The sequence below is a fragment of the Flavobacterium sp. YO12 genome, assembly GCF_004119495.1.
GTDB lineage: Bacteria > Bacteroidota > Bacteroidia > Flavobacteriales > Flavobacteriaceae > Flavobacterium.
This window is the reverse complement of record NZ_NRQU01000040.1, coordinates 20,521-46,147: the sequence shown is the minus strand read 5'-3', so window position 1 is coordinate 46,147 and position 25,627 is coordinate 20,521. Positions and strand designations below refer to the sequence as shown.

Annotated in this window: 24 protein-coding genes and 2 pseudogenes; 8 read left to right on the top strand and 18 right to left on the bottom strand. The window is 32.5% G+C overall.

From position 1 onward, the window contains the following. Positions 1-345: 345 nt before the first annotated feature. The 4 genes from BOW55_RS13735 to BOW55_RS13720 all read left to right on the top strand — a co-directional run bounded on the left by BOW55_RS13735 (position 346) and on the right by BOW55_RS13720 (position 3,986). Positions 346-1,314, top strand: coding sequence for a magnesium transporter CorA family protein (locus BOW55_RS13735; RefSeq protein ID WP_241686561.1), 969 nt, complete (start codon positions 346-348; stop codon positions 1,312-1,314). A gap of 317 nt (positions 1,315-1,631) precedes the next feature. Next, positions 1,632-2,246: a hypothetical protein gene (locus BOW55_RS13730; RefSeq protein ID WP_129024581.1), complete on the top strand. Its 615-nt coding sequence runs from the start codon at positions 1,632-1,634 to the stop codon at positions 2,244-2,246. A gap of 4 nt (positions 2,247-2,250) precedes the next feature. Continuing rightward, a complete protein-coding gene (locus BOW55_RS13725; protein ID WP_089055859.1) occupies positions 2,251-2,541 on the top strand; it encodes a transcriptional regulator in 291 nt (96 codons plus the stop codon). 59 nt (positions 2,542-2,600) lie between these two features. After that, positions 2,601-3,986, top strand: a complete 1,386-nt coding sequence (locus BOW55_RS13720; protein WP_129024580.1) for a DUF4173 domain-containing protein — start codon at positions 2,601-2,603, stop codon at positions 3,984-3,986. Positions 3,987-4,032: 46 nt separating this feature from the next. Here the strand turns inward: BOW55_RS13720 and rluF are convergent, their stop codons facing one another. The 5 genes and pseudogenes from rluF to BOW55_RS13695 form a co-directional block, all read right to left on the bottom strand. Next, positions 4,033-4,857, bottom strand: coding sequence for a 23S rRNA pseudouridine(2604) synthase RluF (gene rluF, locus BOW55_RS13715; protein ID WP_129024579.1), 825 nt, complete (start codon positions 4,855-4,857; stop codon positions 4,033-4,035). 264 nt (positions 4,858-5,121) lie between these two features. Further along, positions 5,122-5,466 (bottom strand): antibiotic biosynthesis monooxygenase, encoded by a 345-nt coding sequence (locus tag BOW55_RS13710; protein ID WP_129024578.1) that lies wholly within the window; start codon positions 5,464-5,466, stop codon positions 5,122-5,124. 46 nt (positions 5,467-5,512) lie between these two features. Beyond that, a pseudogene (locus BOW55_RS13705) lies at positions 5,513-6,374 on the bottom strand (alpha/beta fold hydrolase). Between the two features lie 211 nt (positions 6,375-6,585). Then, positions 6,586-7,365, bottom strand: coding sequence for a zinc ribbon domain-containing protein (locus BOW55_RS13700; RefSeq protein WP_089055864.1), 780 nt, complete (start codon positions 7,363-7,365; stop codon positions 6,586-6,588). Between the two features lie 3 nt (positions 7,366-7,368). Next, on the bottom strand, positions 7,369-8,463 hold the full coding sequence (locus BOW55_RS13695; RefSeq protein WP_129024577.1) for a Nif3-like dinuclear metal center hexameric protein: 1,095 nt from the start codon (positions 8,461-8,463) through the stop codon (positions 7,369-7,371). A gap of 126 nt (positions 8,464-8,589) precedes the next feature. Between BOW55_RS13695 and lpxK the strand changes: the two genes are divergently transcribed. Together lpxK and BOW55_RS13685 are read left to right on the top strand one after the other, a co-directional pair. Beyond that, complete coding sequence (lpxK, locus tag BOW55_RS13690; protein ID WP_129024576.1) at positions 8,590-9,615, top strand: tetraacyldisaccharide 4'-kinase; 1,026 nt, start codon at positions 8,590-8,592, stop codon at positions 9,613-9,615. Beyond that, positions 9,587-10,399 (top strand): purine-nucleoside phosphorylase, encoded by an 813-nt coding sequence (locus BOW55_RS13685; RefSeq protein ID WP_129024575.1) that lies wholly within the window; start codon positions 9,587-9,589, stop codon positions 10,397-10,399. Before lpxK ends, BOW55_RS13685 begins: the two co-directional genes overlap by 29 nt. Positions 10,400-10,408: 9 nt before the next feature. On the opposite strand, the gene BOW55_RS13680 is transcribed toward BOW55_RS13685, so the two are convergent. The 4 genes from BOW55_RS13680 to BOW55_RS13665 all read right to left on the bottom strand — a co-directional run bounded on the left by BOW55_RS13680 (position 10,409) and on the right by BOW55_RS13665 (position 15,340). Beyond that, complete coding sequence (locus BOW55_RS13680; protein ID WP_129024574.1) at positions 10,409-12,577, bottom strand: ATP-binding protein; 2,169 nt, start codon at positions 12,575-12,577, stop codon at positions 10,409-10,411. Positions 12,578-12,603: 26 nt separating this feature from the next. Next, on the bottom strand, positions 12,604-13,602 hold the full coding sequence (gap, locus tag BOW55_RS13675; protein ID WP_129024573.1) for a type I glyceraldehyde-3-phosphate dehydrogenase: 999 nt from the start codon (positions 13,600-13,602) through the stop codon (positions 12,604-12,606). 88 nt (positions 13,603-13,690) lie between these two features. After that, positions 13,691-14,557 (bottom strand): lipoyl synthase, encoded by an 867-nt coding sequence (gene lipA, locus BOW55_RS13670; RefSeq protein WP_129024572.1) that lies wholly within the window; start codon positions 14,555-14,557, stop codon positions 13,691-13,693. Between the two features lie 75 nt (positions 14,558-14,632). Further along, complete coding sequence (locus BOW55_RS13665) at positions 14,633-15,340, bottom strand: GLPGLI family protein (RefSeq protein ID WP_129024571.1); 708 nt, start codon at positions 15,338-15,340, stop codon at positions 14,633-14,635. Positions 15,341-15,557: 217 nt separating this feature from the next. Between BOW55_RS13665 and BOW55_RS13660 the strand changes: the two genes are divergently transcribed. Together BOW55_RS13660 and BOW55_RS13655 are read left to right on the top strand one after the other, a co-directional pair. Continuing rightward, the gene (locus BOW55_RS13660) at positions 15,558-16,427 is read left to right on the top strand and encodes a M48 family metalloprotease (protein WP_129024570.1); all 870 of its coding nucleotides are present in this window, start codon (positions 15,558-15,560) and stop codon (positions 16,425-16,427) included. Between the two features lie 213 nt (positions 16,428-16,640). Further along, the gene (locus tag BOW55_RS13655) at positions 16,641-17,513 is read left to right on the top strand and encodes a M48 family metalloprotease (RefSeq protein ID WP_129024569.1); all 873 of its coding nucleotides are present in this window, start codon (positions 16,641-16,643) and stop codon (positions 17,511-17,513) included. Positions 17,514-17,584: 71 nt separating this feature from the next. Here the strand turns inward: BOW55_RS13655 and BOW55_RS13650 are convergent, their stop codons facing one another. From BOW55_RS13650 to BOW55_RS13610, 9 genes and pseudogenes are all read right to left on the bottom strand, one after another. Then, a complete protein-coding gene (locus BOW55_RS13650; RefSeq protein ID WP_089055871.1) occupies positions 17,585-17,965 on the bottom strand; it encodes a PH domain-containing protein in 381 nt (126 codons plus the stop codon). Positions 17,966-18,108: 143 nt separating this feature from the next. Beyond that, positions 18,109-18,936 (bottom strand): energy transducer TonB, encoded by an 828-nt coding sequence (locus BOW55_RS13645; protein WP_129024568.1) that lies wholly within the window; start codon positions 18,934-18,936, stop codon positions 18,109-18,111. Positions 18,937-19,090: 154 nt separating this feature from the next. Beyond that, a pseudogene (locus BOW55_RS13640) lies at positions 19,091-19,641 on the bottom strand (RNA polymerase sigma factor). Continuing rightward, the gene (locus tag BOW55_RS13635; RefSeq protein WP_129024567.1) at positions 19,632-20,738 is read right to left on the bottom strand and encodes a glycosyltransferase; all 1,107 of its coding nucleotides are present in this window, start codon (positions 20,736-20,738) and stop codon (positions 19,632-19,634) included. Before BOW55_RS13635 ends, BOW55_RS13640 begins: the two are co-directional and overlap by 10 nt. Positions 20,739-20,822: 84 nt before the next feature. After that, on the bottom strand, positions 20,823-21,437 hold the full coding sequence (locus tag BOW55_RS13630) for an FMN-binding negative transcriptional regulator (RefSeq protein WP_129024566.1): 615 nt from the start codon (positions 21,435-21,437) through the stop codon (positions 20,823-20,825). Between the two features lie 62 nt (positions 21,438-21,499). Next, positions 21,500-22,513, bottom strand: a complete 1,014-nt coding sequence (murB, locus tag BOW55_RS13625) for a UDP-N-acetylmuramate dehydrogenase (protein WP_129024565.1) — start codon at positions 22,511-22,513, stop codon at positions 21,500-21,502. Positions 22,514-22,623: 110 nt separating this feature from the next. Then, the gene (hisC, locus tag BOW55_RS13620) at positions 22,624-23,727 is read right to left on the bottom strand and encodes a histidinol-phosphate transaminase (protein ID WP_129024564.1); all 1,104 of its coding nucleotides are present in this window, start codon (positions 23,725-23,727) and stop codon (positions 22,624-22,626) included. A gap of 74 nt (positions 23,728-23,801) precedes the next feature. Further along, positions 23,802-24,650 carry a glycosyltransferase gene (locus BOW55_RS13615; protein WP_371414521.1) on the bottom strand — a complete coding sequence of 283 codons (849 nt, stop codon included), beginning with the start codon at positions 24,648-24,650 and terminating at the stop codon, positions 23,802-23,804. A 296-nt stretch (positions 24,651-24,946) separates the two neighbouring features. Then, positions 24,947-25,627: a DUF2461 domain-containing protein gene (locus BOW55_RS13610; protein WP_129024563.1), complete on the bottom strand. Its 681-nt coding sequence runs from the start codon at positions 25,625-25,627 to the stop codon at positions 24,947-24,949.

Sequence of the window (25,627 nt, the reverse complement as noted above, 5' to 3'; positions counted from 1 at the left end):
GCCTGTTCTATATAGAACAGGCTTTTTTTATTGCATTAATTTTTTTAAACACATGGAATTATAGAATTTAATTTTCAAAAAAGAAATGCAAAAGAGAAACAAATTTCTTTCACATAGTTTACTCGGACTCCAGCTATGTTTATTTAAATAAAGTGAAATGACTTTTTTACAGTTACAAAATCTATGTTTCTATGTGTTTAAAATCTACGCAAAGATCCATTTTAATATAGAATTAATAGTTTAAAGTTTTCGTTCTTAAAAATAAAGGATACTTTTGCATCACTTAAAAAACACAAGCCCAAATGGACGATTATTATTCGTTAGTATTAAATTAAAAGCAGCTTTTTGAAAATTTCAAAATGCTGTGATAACACCCCGTATTTTGAAATGAAAGCCTTTTACACGAATGACAACGGATTACTAGAAGTCTCAAAATGGACTCCAAACTGCTGGATTAATATTGAAGATCCATCAGAAGCAGAAAAAAAATACTTACTCGAAGAACTTCAAATTCCCGAAGCTTTTTACAATGATATAGAGGATATCGATGAAAGACCCCGTATAGAAATTGAAGACGGCTGGACGCTTATTATCATGCGTGTTCCTATAAAAAGTAACGATATTAAACTTCCTTTTCAAACCATTCCGCTTGGCGTAATTTTCAAAGACGATGTTTGCGTTACAATTACGTTTTACAAAACAGAAATAATATATGATTTTATGTTGTATTCACGACGTAAAAACATTCAAGTCAAAGACAATTTAGATTGGGTTCTAAGATTGTTATTGTCATCAAGTGTTTGGTACTTAAAATACCTAAAACAGATTAATCAGAAAATAAAACTAGCCGAAGATAATTTAGAGAAGTCAATAAAAAATGAAGAATTGCAGGCATTACTCCAAATCGAGAAATGTTTGGTTTTTTTCATTACCTCATTAAAAGCAAACGATGTTTTGTTTCATCGTATAAAAAATCTGCGAGCGTATAAAGCAAGCTACGATCCGGATTTGTTAGAAGATGTAGAAATCGAATTAAGCCAGGCACAAGATACAGCCAATATTTATAGTAACATCTTAACTGGAATGATGGATGCTTATGCATCTGTAATTTCTAATAATATGAATGATATTATGAAACAGATGACCTCAATTTCTATCATCCTTGTGATTCCGACCCTAATTGCTAGTGTATATGGAATGAACGTGCCAAATGGTTTAGAAGAAAGCAAATACGGTATCTGGATTATTCTTTTTGTTTCATTTTTATTTTCAGCTTTTGGCGTGTTTTTGTTCAAAAAGAAAAGATGGTTTTAGAATTTAAGAATTGAAAATAATATAAATGCCTGTTCGTAAGAATAGGCATTTTTCGTTTTGCGCATTGGGCGTGACCATATTTACAAAAAGGCGCTCCAATCTTTAAGCTTATGAGCGCCTTTGTGCAAATACGGTCGGGCTATCCATGCTGCTTCGGCAGCTTATTTCTATCCCTCACGCACCTTACTAAGACCTTGTGTTTTCTTGTATAGCTTTCAAAACTTTTAAGGAATCTACATTATTTTCGAAAATATTTTATACTTTTTACTTGCCAATTCAAAATAAACAATAACTTTGTACTGCAAAGTACTTTTATTATGAATCAGAAACACCAAGAAGATTTAGCACACATTCGTTCCATGATGGAGCGTTCTTCAAGATTTATATCCTTAAGCGGACTTTCGGGAGTCTTTGCTGGACTTTCAGCCTTGATAGGAGGATTATATGTGTATCAGCTATTTAAGCTTAATGGGATTGAGTATTTTACAGATGAGCATATTTTGCTTTCAGGCAGTCTAGTTTCTCATTTGTTTTTGACAGGAATCGTAATATTAGTCTGCGCTTTTGTATTTGGAGCCTTTTTTACAATCAGAAAAAGCCGAAAATACAATTTGCCAATTTGGACATCTGCAACAAAAAATATGCTGTTTAATCTTGCTGTTCCGCTTACTGTGGGAGGTATATTTTGTCTAGCTTTAATGTATCATGGAAATTATGGTTTAGTTGCACCATCGACTTTGATATTTTATGGACTTGCAGTTGTAAATGCAGAAAAATATACTTTCTCAGACATAAAGTATTTAGGTTTTTCTGAACTTGTTTTAGGATGTATTTCGCTTTTTTATATTGGATATGGATTGATATTTTGGATCATTGGATTTGGAATCCTGCATATTGTATACGGATTAGTGATGTTCAAAAAATACAAATAACCTAATGGGAATTATTGATAAATTAAATAAAGATTTTGAAAGCCGTGTCAGACTGGGTATTATGTCCGTTCTGATGGTTAACGACTGGGTAGATTTTACCGAGATGAAAACGCTTTTAAATATCACCGATGGTAATTTAGCAAGTCATTCCTCTGCATTAGAAAAGTCACAGTATATCGAAGTTAAGAAAGAATTTGTGGGCAAAAAGCCTAAAACATCTTATCAAGTAACACCGCTTGGCCGCGCGGCGTTCAAAGAACACCTTTCTTACCTCGAGAAATTAATGAAATCGTAATAACTATATTTTTTTTGTCTAATTACTTTGAAACACAAAGTACTTTTAAAAAATTAATCATGAAAAAACATCAAATTATTTTAGTTTGTACAGTAATCTTTACTTTACTTTTTTACAATCAAAATCCAGGAGTTAATATTGGTATTTTTGGTGTAATTTTAACATTGTTAACTAGTTACTTCTTTCAAGAGAAGTTTGTTGATAGATCGCATTTAATTTTGGTAATCACATCAATCTTATCATGTTTCGCTTTTGCGTGGTATGGAGATGCAGCTTCTTTTTTTGCTTTAGCATTTTCAATTCTTTTTTTACAGTTTAAAACTCAGGACGGAGAACTTAAAATAGTACAGATCTTTCCGTTAATTTTTTTAAACGGATTTACTTCAATTGGGCGTATTTTTATCTTTAGTCAATGGCTTCCTGAGCGAAAAATTCACAACGATTTTGCTAAGAAATTAGTAGCCTTTGTTGTTATTCCAGTCGTCTTTTTGGGATTGTTTTTTATCGTTTATTCTTTCGGAAGTGCACATTTCTCTTCATTGTTTACAGATTATACTTTAGATATTAATATTTTTCAGTTAATCTTAATTACCATACTTGGGTTTTATATTTCATTTAGTTTTTGGAATTATTGGGTTCCAGATGCTTGTTATGAATTTAATCCAAAGTTAAACAATGAGTTTACTGATATTTCTGAAGTAAAGAGCCAAAGTACATTTTCATTTTTAGATCTTGATTTCGAAAGAAAGAGTGGTGTAATCACTTTGGTACTGCTTAATATTTTGCTTTTAATTTTTATTGGAACATACAATTACGAGCAGTTTTTTGAAGTTGCGGATAAAGCAAATTTAAGCGCTGATACACACGAACGTGTAAATGCTGTGATTTTTTCAATTTTGATGGCCGTTGGTGTAATTCTGTTTTATTTCAAAGGCGGATTCAATTTTGATGAAGAAGCAACATCATTAAAAAAACTCGCTAAAGTCTGGATTATTCTAAATGCAGTTTTGATTGTTAGTACTATTATAAAAAACTCAGAGTATGTTTCTTCTTTTGGATTAACATATAAACGTTTAGGAGTTTACGCTTTTTTAATTTTGGCAATTATAGGTTTAGTTTATACTTTTTTAAAAATTACAAAACAAAAAACAAATGCTTACTTAGTCAATCAAATGGTTTGGTATTTCTACGGAACAATTTTAGTTTGCAGTTTTGTGAATTGGGGAAATCTTATAACCAATTACAATATTTCGGTAAATAAAGGAGTAGAGCCGGTTTTTTTAAGTGAATTGAATTTTAATGATGATGCTCGCCGTGACTATTTCGAGAAAAATAATTTAAACGGAAAATATTCAGAAGGCCTAAGAGAAGAATCGATTTTGAATTATCAGAATGAAGACTTTTTATCTAAAGCATTGTATTATGAATTTTTGGATAAAAAGTAAATAGAAACAAAAAATCCCATATGTTAGAACGTATGGGATTTTGTATTTAGTTTTCTCCTCTTTTCTTAAATCTAGGATCGTGTTTAGAAATAAAGGTTGTTCTTCTATTTGAAGGTTTATTTGGAGTTTCAACTTTTGGTAAACTTGCTTCTTCAGTTTTACTAGAAGGTTCAATTAACTGATTTAATTCTTTGATTTCATCATCAGTCAAGTCGCGGTATCTGCCAACCGGAATGTCCAAAGAAATATTGATGATTCTGATACGTTTAAGAGCTGTAACTTCATAGCCTAAATATTCCGCCATTCTTCTAATCTGACGGTTTAATCCCTGCGTTAGAATGATTTTGAAAGTGTATTTACTAATTTGTTCTACTTTACATTTTTTAGTAACAGTATCTAAAATAGGAACACCATTTCCCATTCGCTGAATAAAACGGTCTGTGATAGGTTTGTTTACTGTAACCGTATATTCTTTTTCGTGATTGTTTCTAGCGCGTAAAATCTTGTTTACAATATCGCCGTCATTGGTCATAAAAATTAGGCCTTCACTGGCTTTATCCAACCTCCCGATTGGAAAAATACGTTTAGGATAATTGATGTAATCAACAATGTTATTTCGAACTTCAAGATTAGTGGTACATTCAATTCCAACAGGTTTGTTGAATGCTAAATAAACCAGTTTTTCGTGCTTTTCAACAATTAGTTTTCCGTCAATGCGTACTTCATCATCAGGTGAAACTTTAGTTCCCATTTCAGGTACAGCACCATTTATTGTAACACGTCCTTCCTCTATAAGTTTATCAGCTTCACGACGCGAACAATAGCCAGTTTCGCCAATAAATTTATTCAAACGTTTTAAATTCTCTTCCATACTGCAAAAATAGGCAAAATTTAGGACTTCTTAGATTGTTAGACTTCAGACTTTAGATTGTTGGAATGTAAATTTTACACAATCTTATTTTTTTGAGGAACGAAATCTTTACAAACGTTTTATAGAACACGGATGACACGGATTTGCTTCGAAAAGACGCGGATTTAAGCGGATTTTTTTCTTTCAAAATGACACGCAAAGTGGATTACTTTATTCACTAAAAAAAACTTTGTCCCTCTGAACCTCTGCAACTTTGAACCTTTACTAAGAATGAAATTGAGAACTGTCCTCTGGAGTTTCTTTTCGATCAAACATTCCGTAATCACGAACAACAGTTGCAATTCTTAAATGATAATCTTTAAAAACTTCATTACGTCCTTTTGCCTGTGCGTGACGATGCATTTCAAGATTTCTCCATTGCTGAATACTTTCTTCGTCTTTCCAAAAAGACAATGACAAAACCTTTTCAGGATTACTAATGCTCTGAAAGCGTTCTATTGAGATAAAACCTTCGATGTGGTCTAATTCCGGACGCAGTTTTGCTGCAATATCTAAATATTCTTCTTTTTTTCCTTCGTTAGGAATAACTTCAAAAATCACTGCTATCATTTTAATTTTAGATTTTTTTTTAAAACCCTGTTCCTTTGAGCCTCTGTTACTTTGAACCTTCAGAAAAAAGAAACTCAATTACTTTGTTGTACAATGCATCATCGTGCATTCCGTGGCCTAAACCTTTGGTTTCTATAAATTGACTGTTTTTCCAGTTACTGTGAATTTTTTTTCCTTCTGCAAAAGCAACGACATCATCTGAAGTGTCATGCGCAATAAAACCCTCAACATTAAATTCTGAAGCAAATTTTTGTCCTGAAAAATCTTCAAGCTTAAAATTGAATCGATCTAAAAATTTACTTTCTAAAAGTGAAAACATTTTAGTATTCAAGCTTAACATTGAGATATAATTATCGATTAATGTTTTTAAGTCTGATGGAGCTCCCAGAATAACCATTTTATTTATGCTGGTATTCGGAAATAAGTATTGGTGATACACGCAGGCTGCACCGCCAATCGAGTGGCCAATTATAATTGTCGGCTTGTATTTTTCTACCGCTTTGTTTATAAATTCGGCATAAAGCGGAACATTAAATTCTTTACCGCTGCTTTGACCGTGAGCAGGAGCGTCGATAGCAATAATAGTACTTCCTGACTTTTGAAGATGCGGAAGCGTTTTTTTTCCATCTCGAAGCATTGCTTTCCCAGCCATGAACTAATAAGATTTTAGTTTCGTTTCCTTTCCAGATATAAGTTTGAAAATGATGTTCGTTAAGGTTAAAAGTTTCCGTTTCCGTATGTCGCAAAATTTTTGGAAGAGCTTCTTTTTGTAATCTTCCTATTCGAGGTTGACTAAAAAGGGCATAAGAAAGCTCAACGGCTTTTTGAGGACGAACATAGCTTAAAAAGTTAATGTATTGCCCAACAGATTTTAAAGTAATAAAACGGATTCCTTTTTTGATTCCCAAAATAAATAATTTAGTGGTAAAATAATATTCGGGAATCGATCTAAAAAAGTTTCGCCACGAATTACACAAATTTAGCACGAATTTTTATTCCATTTAGAAACAAATTAAAAATTAGTGAAAATTAGTGTAATTGCTTCGCCTATTCGTTGTCACTCGGGTCGCGGCGAAAAAAAGATATAAAAAAAAGTCCCGATTAAATCGGGACTTCTATTTAGAATTTTGAGAACAATTGTTCCATTTTTTCTTTTTCTTCTTCAGCTAATGCGCTGTCAACTAAAATTCTTCCAGAGTGCTCATCAGTAATGATTTTTTTTCTAGAAGCAATCTCAACTTGAGTTTGCGGTGGAATAGTAAAGAATGATCCTGCTGAAGCTCCTCTTTCGATAGAAACTACTGCTAAACCATTACGAACACTAGTTCTGATTCTTGTATAAGCTGCTAATAATCTGTCTTCGATTTGGCTTGAATACTCAGCAGATTTCTCAGATAAGAAAATTTCTTCTTTTTGAGTTTCTGCCATGATAGCGTCAAGTTCAGATTTTTTATGTTTTAAATGAGAACTTTTTGCGTCAAGCTTTTCTTTTAAGTTAGATATAACTTCTTTTTTATGCTCGATAGAAGCTTTCATTTCTTTGATTTGCTTTTCAGCCAATTGAATTTCTAATTCTTGAAATTCAACCTCTTTAGTCAAAGAATTAAATTCTCTGTTATTACGAACTGATTCTTGTTGTTTTGTGTATTTTTTGATAACCTCTTTATGCTCATCAATACCATTTTTCTTAGACTTGATTTGCTCCTCAATTACTTCAAGTTCACTTTTCAGTTTCTCTGAACGCGTGCTTAAACCTGCAACTTCATCTTCTAAATCTTCCACTTCTAAAGGAAGCTCACCTCGTACGTTTCTGATTTCGTCAATTCTAGAGTCAATAAGCTGTAAATCGTATATTGCTCTTAACTTGTCCTCAACACTTAATTCTTTCGTATTCGCCATATTCTATAAGTACTTAACTGGATTTGTATTTTCTTCTGATAAAATGATGGCAAAATTAAGGATTTTTTTTCGAAGATAATCAACAATATAGTTTTTTGTATAGCGTTCGCTCTCAAAATGACCAATATCTGCTAAAAGTAATCGATTTTCAGCTTCGTAAAACTGATGGTATTTTAAATCAGCAGTCAAAAAAGCATCCGCTCCAGCATTAATTGCATTTTTTATGGCAAAGCTTCCTGAACCGCCTAGAACGGCTACTTTTTTTATTTTCTTCCCTAAAAAAGCAGAATGACGTATTCCGTCAGCGATCATTTTTTCTTTTACAAAAGGAAGAAAATCTTTTTCATTCATTTCAGTTTCAAACTCGCCAATCATTCCCAAACCAATATTTTGATGTGAATTCTGAAGATCGTAAATTTCATATGCGACTTCTTCGTAGATATGATTCGCTAATAGTGCTTTAAGAATTTTAGACTGCAAATGTTTTTCAAAAACAACTTCAATTTTTATTTCCGTTCCAGTATGTAATTTTCCTTTTTCTCCAATTACAGGATTGCTGTCTTCGTTTCCTTTAAAAGTAAAAAAACCTTCAGTGTTAAAACTGCAATTATCATAATTACCAATAGTTCCTGCGCCGGCTTCAAACATGGCATTTCGAACTTTTTCAGAATTATCTGGAGTAGTATAGGTTACTAATTTTTGAATGAAATTTTGTTTCGGTATCAAAACTTTCGTATTGGTTAATCCCAAAGCATCACAGAAAATTTTATTAACGCCTGCAGAATGATTGTCTAATGCAGTATGAACGGCATAAATAGCAATGTCATTTTTGATTGCTTTTAAAATCGCGCGTTCAACATAATTTTTCCCCGTTATTTTTTTGATTCCAGAAAATAAAATAGGATGAAAACAAACTACCAGATTGCAGTTTTTTGCAATAGCTTCGTCAATGACAGTTTCTAAAGCATCATGACAGACTAAAACACCAGTGCTTTCGGTTTCAGTATTTCCAACTAAAAGACCCACATTATCAAAATCTTCGGCGTAAGCCAAAGGCGCCATTTCTTCTAGAACTAATACTATTTCTTTGATTTTCATTATTGCTTTTTGTTTCAAGTTTCAGGTTTCAGTCTTTAAGTTTTATGCCGTTTGGGAAAACTTGAAGTGCAAAATCTGAAACAAATTCATAAAACAAATTAACGAAAAAAATTATACTTTCGTAAAATGAATATACTTCGAAAAATACTTTTCCCTTTCGCAATTTTGTATGGATTAATCACATCAATTAGAAATTTTCTTTTTGATAAAGGAATTCTTAAATCGACTTCATTTGATATTCCTGTTATTGCGGTTGGAAATTTAAGTGTAGGAGGAACCGGCAAAACACCTCAAATTGAGTATTTGATTCGATTATTATCAAGTAAATATAAAGTGGCGACTTTAAGTCGTGGTTATAAACGTCAGTCAGAAGGATTTGTCTTAGCAGATGAAAATTCTAATGCCTCAATACTTGGTGATGAACCGTTTCAGTTTTATCAAAAATTTCCAAATGTGCAGGTTGCTGTTGATGCAAATCGTACAAACGGAATTACTCAATTGCTTTCGCAAAAAGAAAAGCCAGAAATAATTTTGCTTGATGACGCTTATCAACACCGTAAAGTAAAAGCTGGGTTTTACATTTTGCTTACTTCATATGGCGATTTATATGCGGATGATTTTATGCTGCCAACAGGAAATCTGCGTGAGGCTAGAAGCGGAGCAAAAAGAGCCAATATTGTTATAATTACAAAATGCCCTTCTAATTTGGATGAATCTGAACAGGAAAATATTAGAAGAAAGTTAAAACTAGAAGCTTCACAAGAATTATATTTTACCTTTATAGATTATGATGATTGTGTTTATTCAAGAACAGAGAAATTAGCAGTAGAGGAAATTAAAGAGGAAAGAAAGTTGCTTTTGGCTGGAATTGCAAAACCAAAACCCTTTTTTGATTTTTTAAAATCTAAAGATGATGAATGTCTAACATTTCCAGATCATCATCATTTTACAGAAAAAGATATTATAACAATTGCTGAGAAAGCAAAAAAACATAAAATTATTACAACCGAGAAGGATTATGTTCGTTTAAAGGACACTGGTATTGTATCGCAATTATTTTATTTGCCTATAAAAAGTTCTTTCATCAGGGAGCAGAATAATTTTGATAAAACAATTTTAAATTATGTGGGAAAAAGTTCAAGAAACAGTTAGTTATATAAAATCAAAAACACAATTTACACCAGAATATGGAGTGATTTTGGGGTCGGGTTTAGGCGGTTTTACAAATGATATCGAAATAGCATTTACGTTACCGTATGATGAAATTCCTAATTTTCCTGTGTCTACAGTTCAAGGACACAAAGGTGCGTTGGTTTTTGGAACTATTGGCGATAAAAAAGTAGTTGCGATGCAAGGTCGTTTTCATTTTTATGAAGGATACACGATGGAAGAAGTTACGTTTCCGGTTCGTGTAATGAAATTTTTAGGAGTTAATAAACTATTAGTTTCAAATGCATCGGGAGGAGTAAACGCAGCTTACAAAGTAGGTTCGATTGTTATTATTAAAGATCATATCAATTTTGCACCGGAACATCCTTTGCGTGGTAAAAACGATGAACGTTTTGGACCACGATTTGTAAATATGAGTGAGCCTTATTCTCGAAAAATGATTGCCAAAACAAAAGAAATTGCATCAAGATTGAATATCGAAATTCATGATGGGGTTTATTTTGGTTTGCAGGGACCAACTTTTGAAACTTTGGCTGAATATAAAATGGTTAAAATTCTTGGAGCAGACTGCGTAGGAATGTCAACTGTGCCAGAAGTTATTGTAGCACGCCATTTGGATGTAGAAACTTTTGGAATCTCAGTAATTACGGATATGGGTAACGAGGAAAGTATAGATACAATCTCTCATGACGAAGTTCTTGAAGCTGCAAAAATGGCAGAACCTCAAGTAAGAGCTTTGATAAAAAACTTGATTATAGAATATTAAGTTTTTGCTTTAAAAAAACTTGGCGATAGTGCTGTAAAATTCATCTGGAACAAATGGTTTTGTAATAACATCATTCATTCCGTAAGATAAAAGCATGTCTCTGTTTTCGTCAAGCGAAATCGCAGTCAACGCAATAATAGGAGTTGTTTTGTCAAACTCTCTAATTTGCTGCGTTGCTGTTGTTCCGTTAATGCCAGGCAAATGAACATCCATTAAGATCATATCAAAACGCTTTACTTTTAAAAGCTCGACAGCTTCTTCTCCGTTATCGATGATTTCGCAGGTTATAGCTTTATTCTCCAGCATTTTTCGAGTAATCATCTGATTGATTTTATTGTCTTCAATCAGTAAAATCGATTTGTGCTGTAATTGAGAATCGTCGTATGTTTTTTCTTCTTGTACGACCTCCAAAGGTTCTTTGTTAATTTTAAAATCTAATTTAAAAGTAAAAGTAGATCCTTTCCCAACTTCACTTTTTAGTTTTATTTCGCCGCCCAAAAGTTCAATTAGTTTTTTTACAATAGTAAGCCCAAGACCAGTTCCTCCATATTTTCGATTTACTTCTATTGAACCTTGCGAAAAACTCTCAAAAACAGTTTGCAATTTATCTTCAGGAATTCCAATTCCAGTATCAACAATTTCAAAATAAACCGTTGCCGTATCATCTTCCTCAGCGTATAATTTTGCAATTACATTTACATTTCCGTTTTGAGTGAATTTTAGCGCATTGTTGATTAAGTTCAATATAATTTGAGACAATTTAGTAGGATCGCCAATTAAATTGTCAGGAATTGATTTGTCTATCTCAAGATTGAAATAATTTTTATTGGCAGTAGCCAATTCTTTTAAAGAACTTTGAATATTAAAAAGAAGCTCTTTTAAATTAAAACTGATACTTTCAACTTCGACTTTAGTAGAATCGATTTTATTAATTTCAAGAATTTCGTTGATAAAAGTGGTAAGGTAGTTTCCTGAGAATTTTAAGGATTCTAAGTATTTTAGCTGCGTTTCTTTTGGATCGTCTTCGAGTAATAAATGAGTGATTCCATTGATCGCATTCAGCGGTGTACGAAGTTCATGACTTACTGTTGATAAAAATTCTGATCTTGCTTTTGAAGCTTTTTCGGCTTTGTTTTTGGCTAGAATTAACTCTTTGTTTTTTTCTCGTAAAAGAAGGTTGTTTTGATTTCGAATAATGTTGTTTTTGTATAAAGCTAAACTCAAAAGCGATAAAATAGAAATTAAAGCAATTGCCAAAATACTGACCAACTTAGAATAGCGATAGGTTTTTAATTGAATTTTTTCTTCGCTTTCACGTTTTATGCTGTTGTTTAAAGATTGATTTTTTTTGAATTTCTGATATTCATTAAAATCAATTTTAGCATTTTTTAATTTTAAAATGTAGTTTTCTAGTTGATAATGTTCATCTAAATAAGAATAAGCAAGATCAAAGTTTCTATTTTTTTTATAATACTGACTTATAGCTAAAACAATTTTAGATTTTTGCGGAAGATCATTTATCATCGCATTATAATCTAGTGCTTTATCAAAATAAATTATGGCAGAATCATTTCGTTTAAGTGCGCTTTCAATTAGTCCCAGCTGATAGTAAGAACTGCTTTTTGTTTTTAAAATTGCAGGATTATCAGGTTTTTTGGTGATTTTTTGTAATGTCTTAGCCGCTAATCGTAAGTTTTGATTTGACTTAAAAGCCATTGCTTTTTGATAGCTGAGAACTTCGGCGCTGTCAATAACTCCTAGTTCTTTTAAAAGGTCTTGAGCTTTTGCGTAATATATATCGGCAGTTTTGTAGTTGCCCATTGCTGTGTTTGCGGCACCAATATAATGCAATGCCAAAATTTTTGTGCAATTGGGTTTTACACTGTCAAATGAAGAAACACTTTTGTGAAAATTTTTTAAAGCTTCGTCATATTTTTGCTGATTGTAAAATATTTTTCCAAGCTTAAAGGTTTGATTGGCTAGATTTTGAGTATGATGATGTGTTTCACAAAAGTCAATTGATTTTTTAGTGTAAAAAACAGCAGTATTGTATTTTTTATTGTTAAGATTTTTGTTGGCGAGTTTATTGTAATAGGAAACACTATCCGTATTCTTTTTAGTTTGAGAATACAAAAATGAATTAAAAAAACAAACCAGAATAAGAATGTGGTATTTCATGTATTGCAATGCTTTTACAATGAATTCTATTTTTTTCTTATCAGTAAAATCAAATCTATTAATCTTGATGAATATCCAATTTCATTATCATACCAACCCACAACTTTTACCATTTTATCAATAACAGATGTAAGTTGTGCATCAAAAAGGCACGAATGTGTGTTGCCAATTATGTCAACAGAAACGATTGGATCTTCAGTATAATCTAGTATTCCTTTTAAATTTGTTTTTGAGGCTTCTTCAAATGCTTTATTAATTTCGTCAATACTGACAGCGCGTTTTACATTAAACGTTATGTCGGTCAATGAACCGTCAGGAACTGGAACACGAATGCCACATCCTCCTATTTTTTCATGCAATTTAGGAAAAATTTTTGTTAATGCCTTAGCTGCACCTGTAGTTGTTGGAACAATTGACTGACTTGCACCTCTCGCACGGCGTAAATCCTTATGTGGCTGGTCGTGAAGACTTTGGTCAGTTGTGTAAGAATGTATTGTTGTAATGTAAGCTTGCTCAATTCCGCATAATTCCTCGATAATTTTTATCATCGGAGCTGCATTATTTGTTGTACAGCTTGCATTTGAAACAATGTCTTCCGTTCCGTCCAAAATAGTTTCATTTACTCCTAAAACAACAGTTTTTATTGTGTCTACTTCAGAAGGAGCAGAAAGGATTACTTTTTTTGCCCCAGCTTCTATGTGTGCATTTAATTCTTCGTGTGTTTTATATTTTCCTGTTGATTCTATAACAAAGTCGATAGAATGACTTTTCCAGTCTAAGTTAGAAATGCTTTTTTCGTGAAAAAATAAAAAGTGTCTATCGTCAACAATTATCCCATTTTCATCATGAGATACCTTAAATGGCAAAACACCATGTATGCTGTCGTATTTTATTAAATGCGACATGGTTTTGTTATCAGCAATATCGTTAATTGCAATAACTTCAATTTCAGGGTGGTTTAGAAGCAGACGGAATAAGTTTCTTCCAATTCTTCCAAAACCATTAATAGCAATTCTTGTTTTCAATATTTTGTTTATTATTTGTTTAATCGTTCAGCCGTTTAATCGTTTAATCAATGCGATTAAACGATTAAACAGTTAAACAAATAACCTTTTATAATATGTGTTTTTGTGCTTTGTATGAAGAACGAACTAACGGGCCGCTTTCTACATGTCTGAAACCTAATTCTTGACCAAATTTTTCATATCGAGCAAATTGTTCAGGCGTAATGAACTCTTTTACTGGTAAATGTTTTTTACTTGGTTGTAAGTACTGTCCAATAGTAACAACATCAACATTTGCATTTCGCAGGTCGGTCATAGTTTGAAAAACTTCTTCTTCCGTTTCTCCAAGACCTAACATGATTCCTGATTTAGTTCTGTTTATTCCTTTTTCTTTCAAGTAACGCAAAACTTCCAAACTGCGATCGTATTTTGCTTGAATACGAACTTCTCTAGTTAAACGTCGAACAGTTTCAACATTATGCGAAACTACTTCAGGATTTGCTTCCACAATTCTATCAAGATTTCTTTCCATTCCTTGAAAATCTGGAATTAAAGTCTCAAGTGTAGTATTCGGATTCATTCTGCGAATCGCTTTTACAGTTTCAATCCAGATTATTGAGCCGCCGTCTTTTAAATCATCTCTATCAACACTTGTAATAACAGCATGTTTGATATTCATGATTTTTATAGAACGAGCTACTTTTTCAGGTTCATCCCAGTCTACTGTTTCTGGTCTGCCGGTTTTAACACCGCAAAAACCACAAGATCTAGTACAGATGTTTCCTAATATCATAAAAGTAGCAGTGCCTTCTCCCCAGCATTCTCCCATATTTGGGCAGCTTCCAGAGGTGCAAATCGTATTTAAACTGTATTTATCGACTAAACCACGTAGTTCAGTATATTTTTGTCCAATTGGTAATTTTACCTTCAACCATTTAGGTTTTCCAGGTGGTATATTTTCAATGACTGTTTCCATATATCATAATTCAAAGTACAAAGATACGGAAGTTGATAATAAGATTATAGTATTGCGTTTTATCAAGACAAAATATTATTTATATTTTGCAAGAGGATTTATTGAATCTAGATAAGTATTGACGTTCTTGTACATTTGAATAATAGAAACGGGTCTGGTTTTAATTTCTGGTTCTTTGATTTCAATATTTTCATTGCTAATTATAATTTTATCGACAGTAATAACCGAATAATCTCCAAGTTCTACTTTTAGTATTAACCCTGGTAATCCCCAATATAGTCCTGGTCCGTCATTGACTGGTATTTCTTCAGCATACCAAGCGGTTATGGGAGCTAATGATTTTGTTGAGGTTGCTTTTTTACAAGTATATCCATTAATTATAGTATTCTCATCTGCAAATGTCCATTCATACTCTGTAAGTTTATCTTCTGCACTAAAATCTTTACCGCTAATCGTATACTCTTTTCGTATTGATTTGTTATTTAAATCTTTAAAGGTTATGTTAATTGTAGGAAGAACAATTTGATGATAGGTTTCAAGTTTACGCCCTCCAATTTCTACATGTGAAGTATCAATAGATGATTTTTGTGATGGGATTAGTTCAGTAATAGATTTTTTATCAGCATAAGAATAAGTGAATGTTTTAGGTTTAATTTCATTAGAATTGTTTCTGCTGTCTTTTCCAATTGTTTTAAGTATTTTTTCTGTATAAGTTGCCTTTATGCTCTGTGAATTAGCCTGAAAGGCAATTAAGAGTAAAAAAAGAATGTTTCTATTCATCATTTTAATAATATGGTTTTGGTTGTTTTTGTAAAAGAATAAAAGTAAGATAATTAATTCAAGTTTTAAGTTGTTTACTTTGTTTTTTATTCATAATTAATGTTTTAGCTTTATTTTTTAAAACTAAATTCTGTCTTATTATGCTATAAATTTAGCGTTTTAAGACAATGTAAAATTTACGCTGTAGTAATTTTGTTGTTAATTTAAAGTTTTAAAAAACATGAAAAAGAGAGTTATTGTATTAGGAATTTTACTTACAGCTTTTAGTTTTACTGGGATGAATGCACAAATACTTTCAGACAAAGCTATGGGAGCATTAGGCAAAGGTGTTTCAGGATTTACTTTTAGCGATGCAGATGCGGCAGCTTTGGCTAAAGAATCAGTCGCCGCATTAGATGCAAACAATCCTGTTGCCGAATCAGCAGATGGTTATTCAATTCGATTAAACCGTTTATTTGGAAAGCACACTTCTACTGAGGGCGTTAACTTAAATTATAAAGTTTATTTGGTTAGAGATATTAATGCTTTTGCTTGTGCAGATGGAAGTGTTCGTGTATTTGCTGGTTTAATGGATATTATGGATGATAATGAATTGCTTGCAGTTATCGGGCATGAAATTGGTCACGTAGTTAATCACGACACAAGAGATGCTATTAAGGCAGCTTATAAAAAAGAGGCTTTGTTAGATGCTGCTTCATCACAATCAGGAAAAATCGAGACTCTTACAGGATCTCAATTAGGAAAAATTGGAAGCGCAATGATCGACAGCAAACATAGTAGAAAACAAGAATCTCAAGCTGACTCATTTTCGTATGATTTTATGAAAAAGAATGGTTACGATGTAAATGCGGTAGAGTCAGCTTTTAGAATTCTTCAAAATTTAAGTGAAGGAGCTGAATCCTCTTTTATGACTAAAATGATGAGTTCGCATCCAGATTCTGGTAAAAGAGCAGATGACGCTAAAAAGAAAGCAACAAAAGATGGTTTGTATAAAGCTTATGTACAGCAGAAAATTGATAATACTGCACCTGTAAAAGCAAAAGCAGCAACAAAAGCACCGGCTAAAAAGACGACAACAAAGAAAAAGTAATATTTTTCATAAAACCTAAAAACGGCAGATTCTCTAGGGAATCTGCCGTTTTTTTGTTATAGCGTTGAGTACTATTAATAATAGCTTTAGATCGTTATACAACTCATCAAAAATTTATATCTTTAATTTGTTAAAAAAAACAAGCTTTTCGTGAAATGAAATAGTATTTTCTTGTACTACATTTGTTGTTAAATAATAATTATGTTTAGAGATATGAAAAAGAAATTTATTGTATTAGGAGTTTTGTTTGCTGCTTTTGGATTTACAAAAGCAAATGCGCAGATTAATTTAGGCGATAAAGCAATTGGAGCGGTTCAAAAAGGAGTGACGGCTTTTACATTGACTAATGCTGATGCTGCGGCGTTGTCTAAAGAAGCAGTCGCAAAATTAGATACTGAAAATGAAGTGGCTGGTCCAACAGATGGTTATACATTACGATTAAACAGAGTGTTTGGAAAACACACTGCTGGTGATGGATATACTTTGAATTATAAAGTATACAAAGTTAAAGATGTCAATGCTTTTGCTACTGCAGATGGAAGTGTGCGTGTATATTCAGGTTTAATGGATATAATGGATGATAATGAATTGCTGGCTGTAATTGGGCATGAAATTGGTCACGTTGCTAACAATGATTCTAGAGATGCAATGCGTGCGGCTTACCAAAAAGAAGCAGTAATTGATGGAGTTTCTTCTCAATCAGCAAAAATATCTTCAGTAACCGATAGTCAGTTAGGAAAAATCGGAAGCGCTATGATTGACAGCAAACACAGCCGTAAACAAGAAAGTGAAGCGGATTTATTTTCGTATAATTTCTTGAAGAAAAATGGTTATGATGTAAATGCGGAAGAATCAGCGTTTAGAATTTTGGCTAAAATGAGCGAAGGGGCTCAAGCTTCTTTTATTGATCAAATGATGAGCTCACATCCAGATTCTAAGAAAAGAGCAGATGATGCGAAAAAAAGAGCTGAAAAAGACGGTTTGTATAAACCATATGTGCAGCAAAAAATAGATAATACGGTTCCAAAAGCTGCAACCACTAAAAAGCCAGCTGCAACCAAAAAAACAACAACCAAAAAGAAATAATAATTTCTAGTTTAAAAAAGAGAACGGCAGATCATATATGATCTGCCGTTCTCTTTTTTTGTATACTATTGTTAGCCTAAAACATGATGCGCTAAAACTTTTTGTACGTCGTAAACATTTACAGATTTGTTAAACTGTTTAACGATACTTGGATTCAGTTCGCTTGAAACCCATATTTTTAATTCAGCATCAAGGTCAAAAGTCCCAGCAGTTTCTACGCTGAAACGAGTGATGCTTTTGTAAGCAATAGATTTATATTCGGTTTTACTTCCTGTTAATCCTTGTACGTCAACTAAGATTAATCTTTTGTTTGTAAAGATAAAAGTATCACGGATTAGTTTAAAACCCATTTCAATTTCTTCATTATCAGTTAATAACTGACCATACTTTTTAAGTAAATCGTCCTGAGTGACAGTACCTGCATTACCCATAAGGGCTGAAAATATTCCCATTTTTTTAGTTTTTACGGTGATTATTGTATTTATGATTAGGAGTCGTAAAAGTAGAAAAAATAGAATATGTTTAGTTCGGTAAACGTTTCAGTTTTGAAGAAAAAGCATAAAAAAAGCAGAACCTAAATTCTGCTTTTCTATTTTTATTCTGCTTCTGTTTTTATTGTTATCGGGAGGTTGTAAGCAGTTCTTACTGCTTTACCGTTTAGTATTCCCGGAGTCCATTTTGTTTTTAATGATTTTAAAACTCTAATTGCTTCTTTTCCCATTCCGTAACCTGGATCGTTTTTTACTAGGATGTCTGTAATTGAACCATCTTTTTCAATTACAAATGAAACATACACTCGTAAAGTTTTTTCAGCATCCAATTCTGGTCTGTTAAAGTTGTTTCCAACATAGGCATAAAATTTTGCCATTCCACCTGGAAATTCTGGCATTTTGTCTAAAACACTTGTGTTCACAATGCCGTTTCCGTTATCAACTGGTTCAGAAGTTCCTGTGTTTGCTGAGCCAGTTCCTGGTAAAACATTGACGCTAGTTCCAGTTCCTGTAGTGTTTTCTACAATTGGAACATTGTTAGCATTTGTAGCAATTTCTGGTGTCGCTTGAGCAGCTGAAGTAACAACCGGATTTGTCAATTGCAAAGCTTCAGTAACTGGTGTTGCAGCAGTTTGCTGAGGAGGTGCGATTGGTGCAGGAGGTTCAGGCTGTACCTTAATAGGTTCTGTATTGACTTGTACAACTACCAATGGCTCTGTAATTGGTGTTGCCTCGACAGGATCATGTGTCCTAAATTTATTAATCAGCATCGATACGCTTCCTAAGGCTGCTAGTAACAACAGTCCCATGAATAGTGCTGTAATAGTAGTTTTAGAATTCTCTTGGCGTAATTGATACGCGCCGTACTCTTTGTTTTTGTTTTCGAAAACAAGATCAATCCACTTGTTTTCATAGATGCTTAATTTAGACATGATTTTTGGGTTTTAAGGTTAAGTAACTTTAAATCATACGCGATAAGAATTAGGGTTTTGACAAACAACGCAGAAGTTGTTGTTTTAGTGTGTTAAAGTAATTTTTTTAAGAAAAAACCAGATAATGTGTTATTCTTTTCTTAAAGATAGTAAATTATCTATTACGATTAATGATTTCTGCTAACAATTTTTTAGCACGAAGTATTTTTACTTTAACATTACTTAAAGGTTCATCTATTTTACTGGCAATTTCCTGATACGTCATTTCTTGAAAATAACGCAGTTGAATTACTTCTTGATAATGAGGTTTTAATTCTTTAATGCACAGAAGCAGTCGAGACAGGTTTTGCTCGTTAATTAAAGCGTCTTCAGCAGAGAGAGTAGTGTCAGCAATATTATAAGCCTGCTGATCTTCGGCATCGGTAATTTCTATAAAAAGGTTGGTTTTCTTTTTACGCAATAAATCAATGTAGACGTTTTTTGCAATTGCAATCAGCCAAGTGTTAAATTGAAATTCAGAATTGTAAGAAGCAATTTTGTCAAACGCTTTAGAAAAGGTTTCTATCGTAATATCTTCGGCAGTAGTTTCGTTTTCTGTTCGTTTAAGCATGAAGCTGTAAACTTCATTCCAATAATAATCTAATAAAAAGTAAAGGCGGCTTGATCGCCTTTTTTTGCTTTTTCTATTTTAGAATTTATTTCCAATATACAGGTTTTGAAAAGATATTAGATATAAAGATATTAATTTGCGTGAATATAAGCGCTATTTCAAGCACTGGAAACCAAATTTTAATATCATTTTCTTTTAATTTTCCTGCAGAGAACCCAATAACAGTCCAAACTATGGTGTAGCGGGTTGCAAGAATTGCCAAGACTGCAATCCATTGAAATTGGAAAGCAAGCAGAATAATGACAGATAAAAAGAAAAACAATTGCGAGCAGAAGAAAATCCCCAACTGAAACTTGTCGAAAAATTTATAATATTCAGCTGTAGAAACGTGTCTTCTTTTTTGGGTAAACCATTCTTTGTACGATTCCTTTGGTTTAGAATAAGTAAAACTTTCTGGAGTATAAGAAATGGTCGTGTTTGATTTGTTTGCAGCCTGATTAATAAATAAATCATCATCGCCGGAACGAACTTGTATATGATCAATAAAACCATTTACATTAAAAAACTCGTCTTTTTTATAAGCTAAATTTCTTCCAACTCCCATATATGGAAATCCTGCTTTAGTCCATGAAAAATATTGAACCGCAGTTAAAACAGTCTCAAAACGAATGATTTTATTTAATAATGAACGTTCTATTTTTTCGTAACCTCCGTATCCTAAAACAATAGTTTTGTTCATTGTAAATTGCGAAGTCATTGCTGTTATCCATTCTTTTGAAGTTGGGTAGCAATCAGCATCAGTAAACAATAAATAATCTTTTTTTGCGGCTTTAATTCCTAATGTCAAAGCATATTTTTTATTTCCCCAAAAAGCTTCGTTGTTTTTTACTTTAACCAAACGAATATTAGGATATAGATTTTCAAATTCTTCAAAAACTTCTAAAGTTTCATCACTTGAAGCGTCATCAATCAAAACAATTTCGAAATCAGGATAATTTTGTTCAGCTAATAATGGGATAAATTTCTTTACGTTTTCTTCTTCATTTTTTGCGCAGACAATAACTGAAACCGGAATTCTTTTTGGTGTAATATTTTGAGGTTTAGCGAATGCAAACTTTCCAAAAATTCCTAAGTAGTAGAAAACTTGAATAAAAACAATAGCAATAAAGAAGTAAAATAAAGTTATAAGCATATGGTTTTAATGTCTATTAATATCTGAAATTTTGCGAGTACAAAGGTAGTTATGAATTAGTAAATTTCAATGATTAAAAATCATTTACTTTCGGCATTTCAGCATTTCCTTTGCAATAGCAATAGACTGAGGGTTTTCAGTCTTTTCTAATTCCGAAATTATGTTTTTATAATTATGATCGTCTCTATTTTGCGACAATTTTTTAGTTGCCTGAATTTCGTCAATTTCTATTTCAAAACCAAAAATTCCTCGAGCTTCACGCATTGTTTTAGCAGATAAGTCTTCAACTCTAATAGGATTTTCTGAATTTGCTTCGTATTTATCAACTAGTTTTTTTAACTGTTCTACCGAAGTTTCGTAGTCAACAATTTTAATTCTTCCATAAACATGTACGGCTATGTAATTCCAAGTTGGTACATTTTCATGATCGTACCAAGACGAAGATATATAACTGTGCGGTCCTGTAAACACCGCTAGAATCTGATCGTTTGCTGCAAAACCTTCTGCTTGAGGATTTAGTTTTGAAATATGTCCCTGCAAAATTTCTTTTCCATCAGAGTTGGTTTCAAGTTCTATCGGAATATGAGTTGCACACAATTTTCCGTTAGTTTGATTAATCAGAATTCCAAAACTATTTTCTTTTAGAAAAGCTCTGATTTCTTCTGGATTTTCGTTTTTGTATAAATCAGGAGTGTACATATTGTGTTTGGTTTATCGCCACGAATTTCACGAATTTTCACGAATTTAATGGCAAAAAGAAATTAAATCACATTTACTTCCGCTTCAATATGAATTCCAAAAATCTCAAAAACTGTTTTTTGAACTTCTTTTGAAACGGCTAAAATTTCCTGCCCAGTTGCGTTGCCATAATTTACCAGAACTAAAGCTTGATTTTTATGAACTCCAGCTTCTCCAAAACGTTTTCCTTTTAAGCCAGCTTGTTCAATAAGCCATCCAGCAGGAACTTTTACTTCGGTGTCAGAAACTTCATAAAACTTCATGTCAGGGAATTTTTGGTGAATTTTCTCAAAATCAGATTTTAATAAAATGGGGTTTTTAAAAAAACTTCCGCTGTTTCCCAGTTCTTTTGGATCAGGTAATTTACTTTGTCTAATGGCAATTACAGCATTACTTACCTCTTTCAAAGTTGGTTCAGTAATGTTTTTTTTAGCCAATTCAGCTAAAATATCGCCATAAGAAGTATTGATTTTATGATTGCGTTTGGTCAATTTATAAATAACCGAAGTAATGATGAATTGATCTTTTACCTCATTTTTAAAAATGCTTTCGCGGTATCCAAAATTACACTCAGCATTAGTAAAAGTTTTCATTTCCTGAGTTGCAATATTCATCGCTTCGCAAGAAACAAAAGTATCTTTGATTTCGGTTCCGTAAGCACCAATATTCTGTACTGGAGTTGTGCCGACATTTCCAGGAATTAAAGACATATTTTCTAGACCTCCAAAATTGTTGTCGATTGTCCAAAGTACAAAATCATGCCAAGTCTCGCCAGCCTGACTTTCGACCCAAACAAAATCATCATCTTCTTTTATGATTTTTTTTCCTTTTAAATCAATATGAATAACCAGCGCTTCAATGTCTTTAGTCAAAAGCATATTGCTTCCTCCGCCTAAAATGAACTTTTCCTCATTTTTGTTTGCTGCCAAAATGGTTTTTAATTCAGCAATTGAATGAACGGCAACAAATTTTTTTGCTTTGGCTTCGATGCCAAAAGTATTGTAGTTTTTTAAAGAAAAATTGGATTGGATTTCCATAAATAAAAGGCTTTTTTGAGTTCCGAAACTTCGGAAAAATTCTGAGTTCAAAAGTAACGATTATAATTTATTTGAACAGATTTTCTGTAAAAAGACTTTTTTGATAATTTTTATTTTATGGCTTCAATAAATTGCTGCATTTCTTTCATAGTTCCTATTGTAATTCTTGTCCATTTTCCGTTTTCCTCATAAATCTTTGTTCCTATAATATTGTTGTTCTCCAATTGTTTAAAGTAATCCTTTTTGTAATTCTCTAAAGAAAAATAAATAAAATTAGAATAAGACGGAATGCAGGTTAAGCCCAATCGAGTAAGTTGTTCTATGGTGTATTTCTTTACTTCTTCATTTAAAGAAGATACTTCTCGAATAAATTTTTCATCATTTAAAGATGCAATCGCCGCAGCCGTTGTTACCACGCTGATGGATAAGTTAGGAGATGATTTTAAAATACTGAGTTCTTCAATTGTCGAAGAGTTTGCAACAGCATAACCTATACGCGCACCGGCTAAACCGTACATTTTTGAGAAAGTTTTAGTGATTATTAAATTCTTGTTCTCAATTACAAGATTGCTTAGTGATTGCTCGTTTGTAAAATCGATATAAGCCTCATCAACAAAAACAATTGCTTTTTTAGAAGCTTCTTTTACAAAAGAGACTAAATGTTCTCTATCGCAGATTGTTCCCGTTGGATTATTAGGATTACAGATGTAAATCATTTTAGTATCTGAATCGATTGTTTTTAACATTGCTGTTAAGTCATGCTTTTTATCAGCAGTTAACGGAACTGTGATTTTTTTAGATCCTAATTTTTCAGAAGGAAATGTCCAATAATCGAAAGTGGTTTCGGCAAGTATAAAATTACCCTTTTTTAAAGCAGTATATTGAAGTACTAAATCTAAAATTTCTGTTGAACCAGCGCCCAATAGAATATTATTATCTGAAACATTGTTTTTCTTAGCAATTAATGAAATTAGTTCTTCTGAAGCATTCCAGCCATATCGATTGCTGTTGTTGATGCTTTTTTGCATGGCAAGGCGAGCTAGTGGAGAAGGTCCGTAGGGATTTTCATTCGACCGTAATAAAATAGGAGATTTGTCTGAACTTGGAGGGATGTAATTTTCTAATGGAGGATTGGCAAATGCCTCAAATTGACAAAAACCTAATCCTATTGTACCTAATCCGATTTGTTTTAACCAGTTTCTTCTATTGCTCATATTGCTTTCAGAATTAAATTAGAAATTCATTATAACAGTATGTCGCTGAGGTTGAAAAAAAGTTACGCTTGCAGTTAAATAGATCGAGAGTTGAGGAGCTCGTGATATTTATGTGCAATAATTTTCATATTGGAGTTATAATTTGCGTTTTCTTCTACAAACTTCCTGTTTTGTAAAATGGCATTATTTCGATAGTCAACATTTTCAAAAGACCAGATTAATTCCTCAGCAAGTTGTTCGTTGTCATCGATTGTTATTAATTGTCCGTTTTTGCGATGCTTGATCCAGCTTTGATTTCCAGGAACGTTTGAAACAATAGGGTAACATTGACATGCCATTGCTTCGAATAAAGAAGCTGAAACACCTTCGGTAATTGGCATACTGATATAAGTGTTTGATTGGTGTAATAATTTTGGAAGTTTTGTATTTGGTATTCTTCCAGTAAAAGTTACTTTAGTTTCAATTTGTAATTTTTTTGCCAAATCTTTTAAAAACTCTAATCTTGTTCCATCACCAACGATGGTTAAGGAAAAATCAATTCCTTTTTGATTAAGAATAAAAAATGCCATTAAAATAGAGTCATGTCGATATTCAGGTTCTAAAGAACGAGTGATAATAGCTTCTATTTTGCTTGAATTGTTTGGTGAAGGCGTAAAAAGAGATAAATCGATTCCTTTTGGAAGAACAAAAACCTTGTTTATGTCAACACCAATCGCTTTCATAGAAATTGTCATTACTGGTCCCCAAGCATGAATTAAATGTGCCTTTTTGAATGCGTATTTCTGAATGATTTTTTTTAAAGGATATAAAGCAGAATCTTCCGGCCATAAATCTGTTTGGCCTTGCTGCGCAATGACAATTGTTTTCGAGCCAGATAATGCTGCAAGAAAACCATAACTCGTGGTTCTTTCAGCAATAACCATGTCTGGTTTTTCTTTTTAATGATTTTTTGAATTGAAATTGGGGCGAAAAAATACTCTAGAATACGTTTGAATCTATTAAATTTTGAATTGTTTGGCGTTTGAAGTTCCCAAGTAATAATTTCAAAATTGCCAAACTCTTTTAAACCGTTCCTCCAGGTTGTAGCATCGGCACGATAAGATTCTCCAAGAAAAAGTATTTTTCTTTTCATTAGCAAAATGTTTTTCGCCACAAATTTCACGAATTCACACTAATTGAATTCGTGCAAATTTGTGCAATTTGTAGCGATTATCCTTTTCTAAAACTCTTCGTCTGTTTCTAAAGCACGATTGATAAAATCATTTAAAGGTTTTAGCGCGATTAGTTTTTTACTCATTTTAGAAACAAAATCTTTTTCAGTCACTTCAGAAATATCATATTTTTGAGTTGCAGTAAAGCTTTTCAGTTTTAAAAACTCGATTGCAGGATGTTCTTTTTCGTAACCTCGCGGTGGGTTTTTCAGCGAATTGTTTTCGTTTACATCTAAACTTCCAAACTCTTTCTTGAAATTTTTATCCGCTAAAAGAGCCTCTAAATCATCGTGAAAAAAAGCAATTTCTTTACGGACTTTTTTTAAATCTTCAGATTCTGGAGAGTAAAATCCGCCAGCAATAAAACTAGCTCCTTTTTCAATATGCACATAATATCCCGCTCGGTTCAAACCTTTTGTCCCGCCAGAAATCCAAACACCTAAATGTGCTTTATAGGGAGATTTGTCTTTTGAGAATCGAATGTCGCGGTTGATTCTGAAGGTGCAGTTTTTAACTTCTAACAATTCTAACGAAGGATCAAGCGGTTTCATCGCGTCTAAAAAATTACTTACCAATTGATGGTAATCTTTTTTGAAGATTTCGTAGCGCTTTTTATTGTCTTGAAACCAATCTCGATTATTGTTTTTCTTTAAATCGTCTAAAAATTGCAATGATTCTTTCGTTAGCAT

Excerpts from the sequence above, each read along its gene's own strand:
- BOW55_RS13730 (WP_129024581.1), top strand. The coding sequence starts at position 1,632 with ATGAATCAGAAACACCAAGAAGATTTAGCACACATTCGTTCCATGATG.
- BOW55_RS13725 (WP_089055859.1), top strand. The coding sequence starts at position 2,251 with ATGGGAATTATTGATAAATTAAATAAAGATTTTGAAAGCCGTGTCAGA.
- BOW55_RS13720 (WP_129024580.1), top strand. The coding sequence starts at position 2,601 with ATGAAAAAACATCAAATTATTTTAGTTTGTACAGTAATCTTTACTTTA.
- rluF (WP_129024579.1), bottom strand. The coding sequence starts at position 4,857 with ATGGAAGAGAATTTAAAACGTTTGAATAAATTTATTGGCGAAACTGGC.
- BOW55_RS13710 (WP_129024578.1), bottom strand. The coding sequence starts at position 5,466 with ATGATAGCAGTGATTTTTGAAGTTATTCCTAACGAAGGAAAAAAAGAA.
- BOW55_RS13700 (WP_089055864.1), bottom strand. The coding sequence starts at position 7,365 with ATGGCGAATACGAAAGAATTAAGTGTTGAGGACAAGTTAAGAGCAATA.
- BOW55_RS13695 (WP_129024577.1), bottom strand. The coding sequence starts at position 8,463 with ATGAAAATCAAAGAAATAGTATTAGTTCTAGAAGAAATGGCGCCTTTG.
- lpxK (WP_129024576.1), top strand. The coding sequence starts at position 8,590 with ATGAATATACTTCGAAAAATACTTTTCCCTTTCGCAATTTTGTATGGA.
- BOW55_RS13685 (WP_129024575.1), top strand. The coding sequence starts at position 9,587 with ATGTGGGAAAAAGTTCAAGAAACAGTTAGTTATATAAAATCAAAAACA.
- BOW55_RS13680 (WP_129024574.1), bottom strand. The coding sequence starts at position 12,577 with ATGAAATACCACATTCTTATTCTGGTTTGTTTTTTTAATTCATTTTTG.
- lipA (WP_129024572.1), bottom strand. The coding sequence starts at position 14,557 with ATGGAAACAGTCATTGAAAATATACCACCTGGAAAACCTAAATGGTTG.
- BOW55_RS13665 (WP_129024571.1), bottom strand. The coding sequence starts at position 15,340 with ATGATGAATAGAAACATTCTTTTTTTACTCTTAATTGCCTTTCAGGCT.
- BOW55_RS13660 (WP_129024570.1), top strand. The coding sequence starts at position 15,558 with ATGAAAAAGAGAGTTATTGTATTAGGAATTTTACTTACAGCTTTTAGT.
- BOW55_RS13655 (WP_129024569.1), top strand. The coding sequence starts at position 16,641 with ATGAAAAAGAAATTTATTGTATTAGGAGTTTTGTTTGCTGCTTTTGGA.
- BOW55_RS13650 (WP_089055871.1), bottom strand. The coding sequence starts at position 17,965 with ATGGGAATATTTTCAGCCCTTATGGGTAATGCAGGTACTGTCACTCAG.
- BOW55_RS13645 (WP_129024568.1), bottom strand. The coding sequence starts at position 18,936 with ATGTCTAAATTAAGCATCTATGAAAACAAGTGGATTGATCTTGTTTTC.
- BOW55_RS13635 (WP_129024567.1), bottom strand. The coding sequence starts at position 20,738 with ATGCTTATAACTTTATTTTACTTCTTTATTGCTATTGTTTTTATTCAA.
- BOW55_RS13630 (WP_129024566.1), bottom strand. The coding sequence starts at position 21,437 with ATGTACACTCCTGATTTATACAAAAACGAAAATCCAGAAGAAATCAGA.
- murB (WP_129024565.1), bottom strand. The coding sequence starts at position 22,513 with ATGGAAATCCAATCCAATTTTTCTTTAAAAAACTACAATACTTTTGGC.
- hisC (WP_129024564.1), bottom strand. The coding sequence starts at position 23,727 with ATGAGCAATAGAAGAAACTGGTTAAAACAAATCGGATTAGGTACAATA.
- BOW55_RS13615 (WP_371414521.1), bottom strand. The coding sequence starts at position 24,650 with ATGGTTATTGCTGAAAGAACCACGAGTTATGGTTTTCTTGCAGCATTA.
- BOW55_RS13610 (WP_129024563.1), bottom strand. The coding sequence starts at position 25,627 with ATGCTAACGAAAGAATCATTGCAATTTTTAGACGATTTAAAGAAAAAC.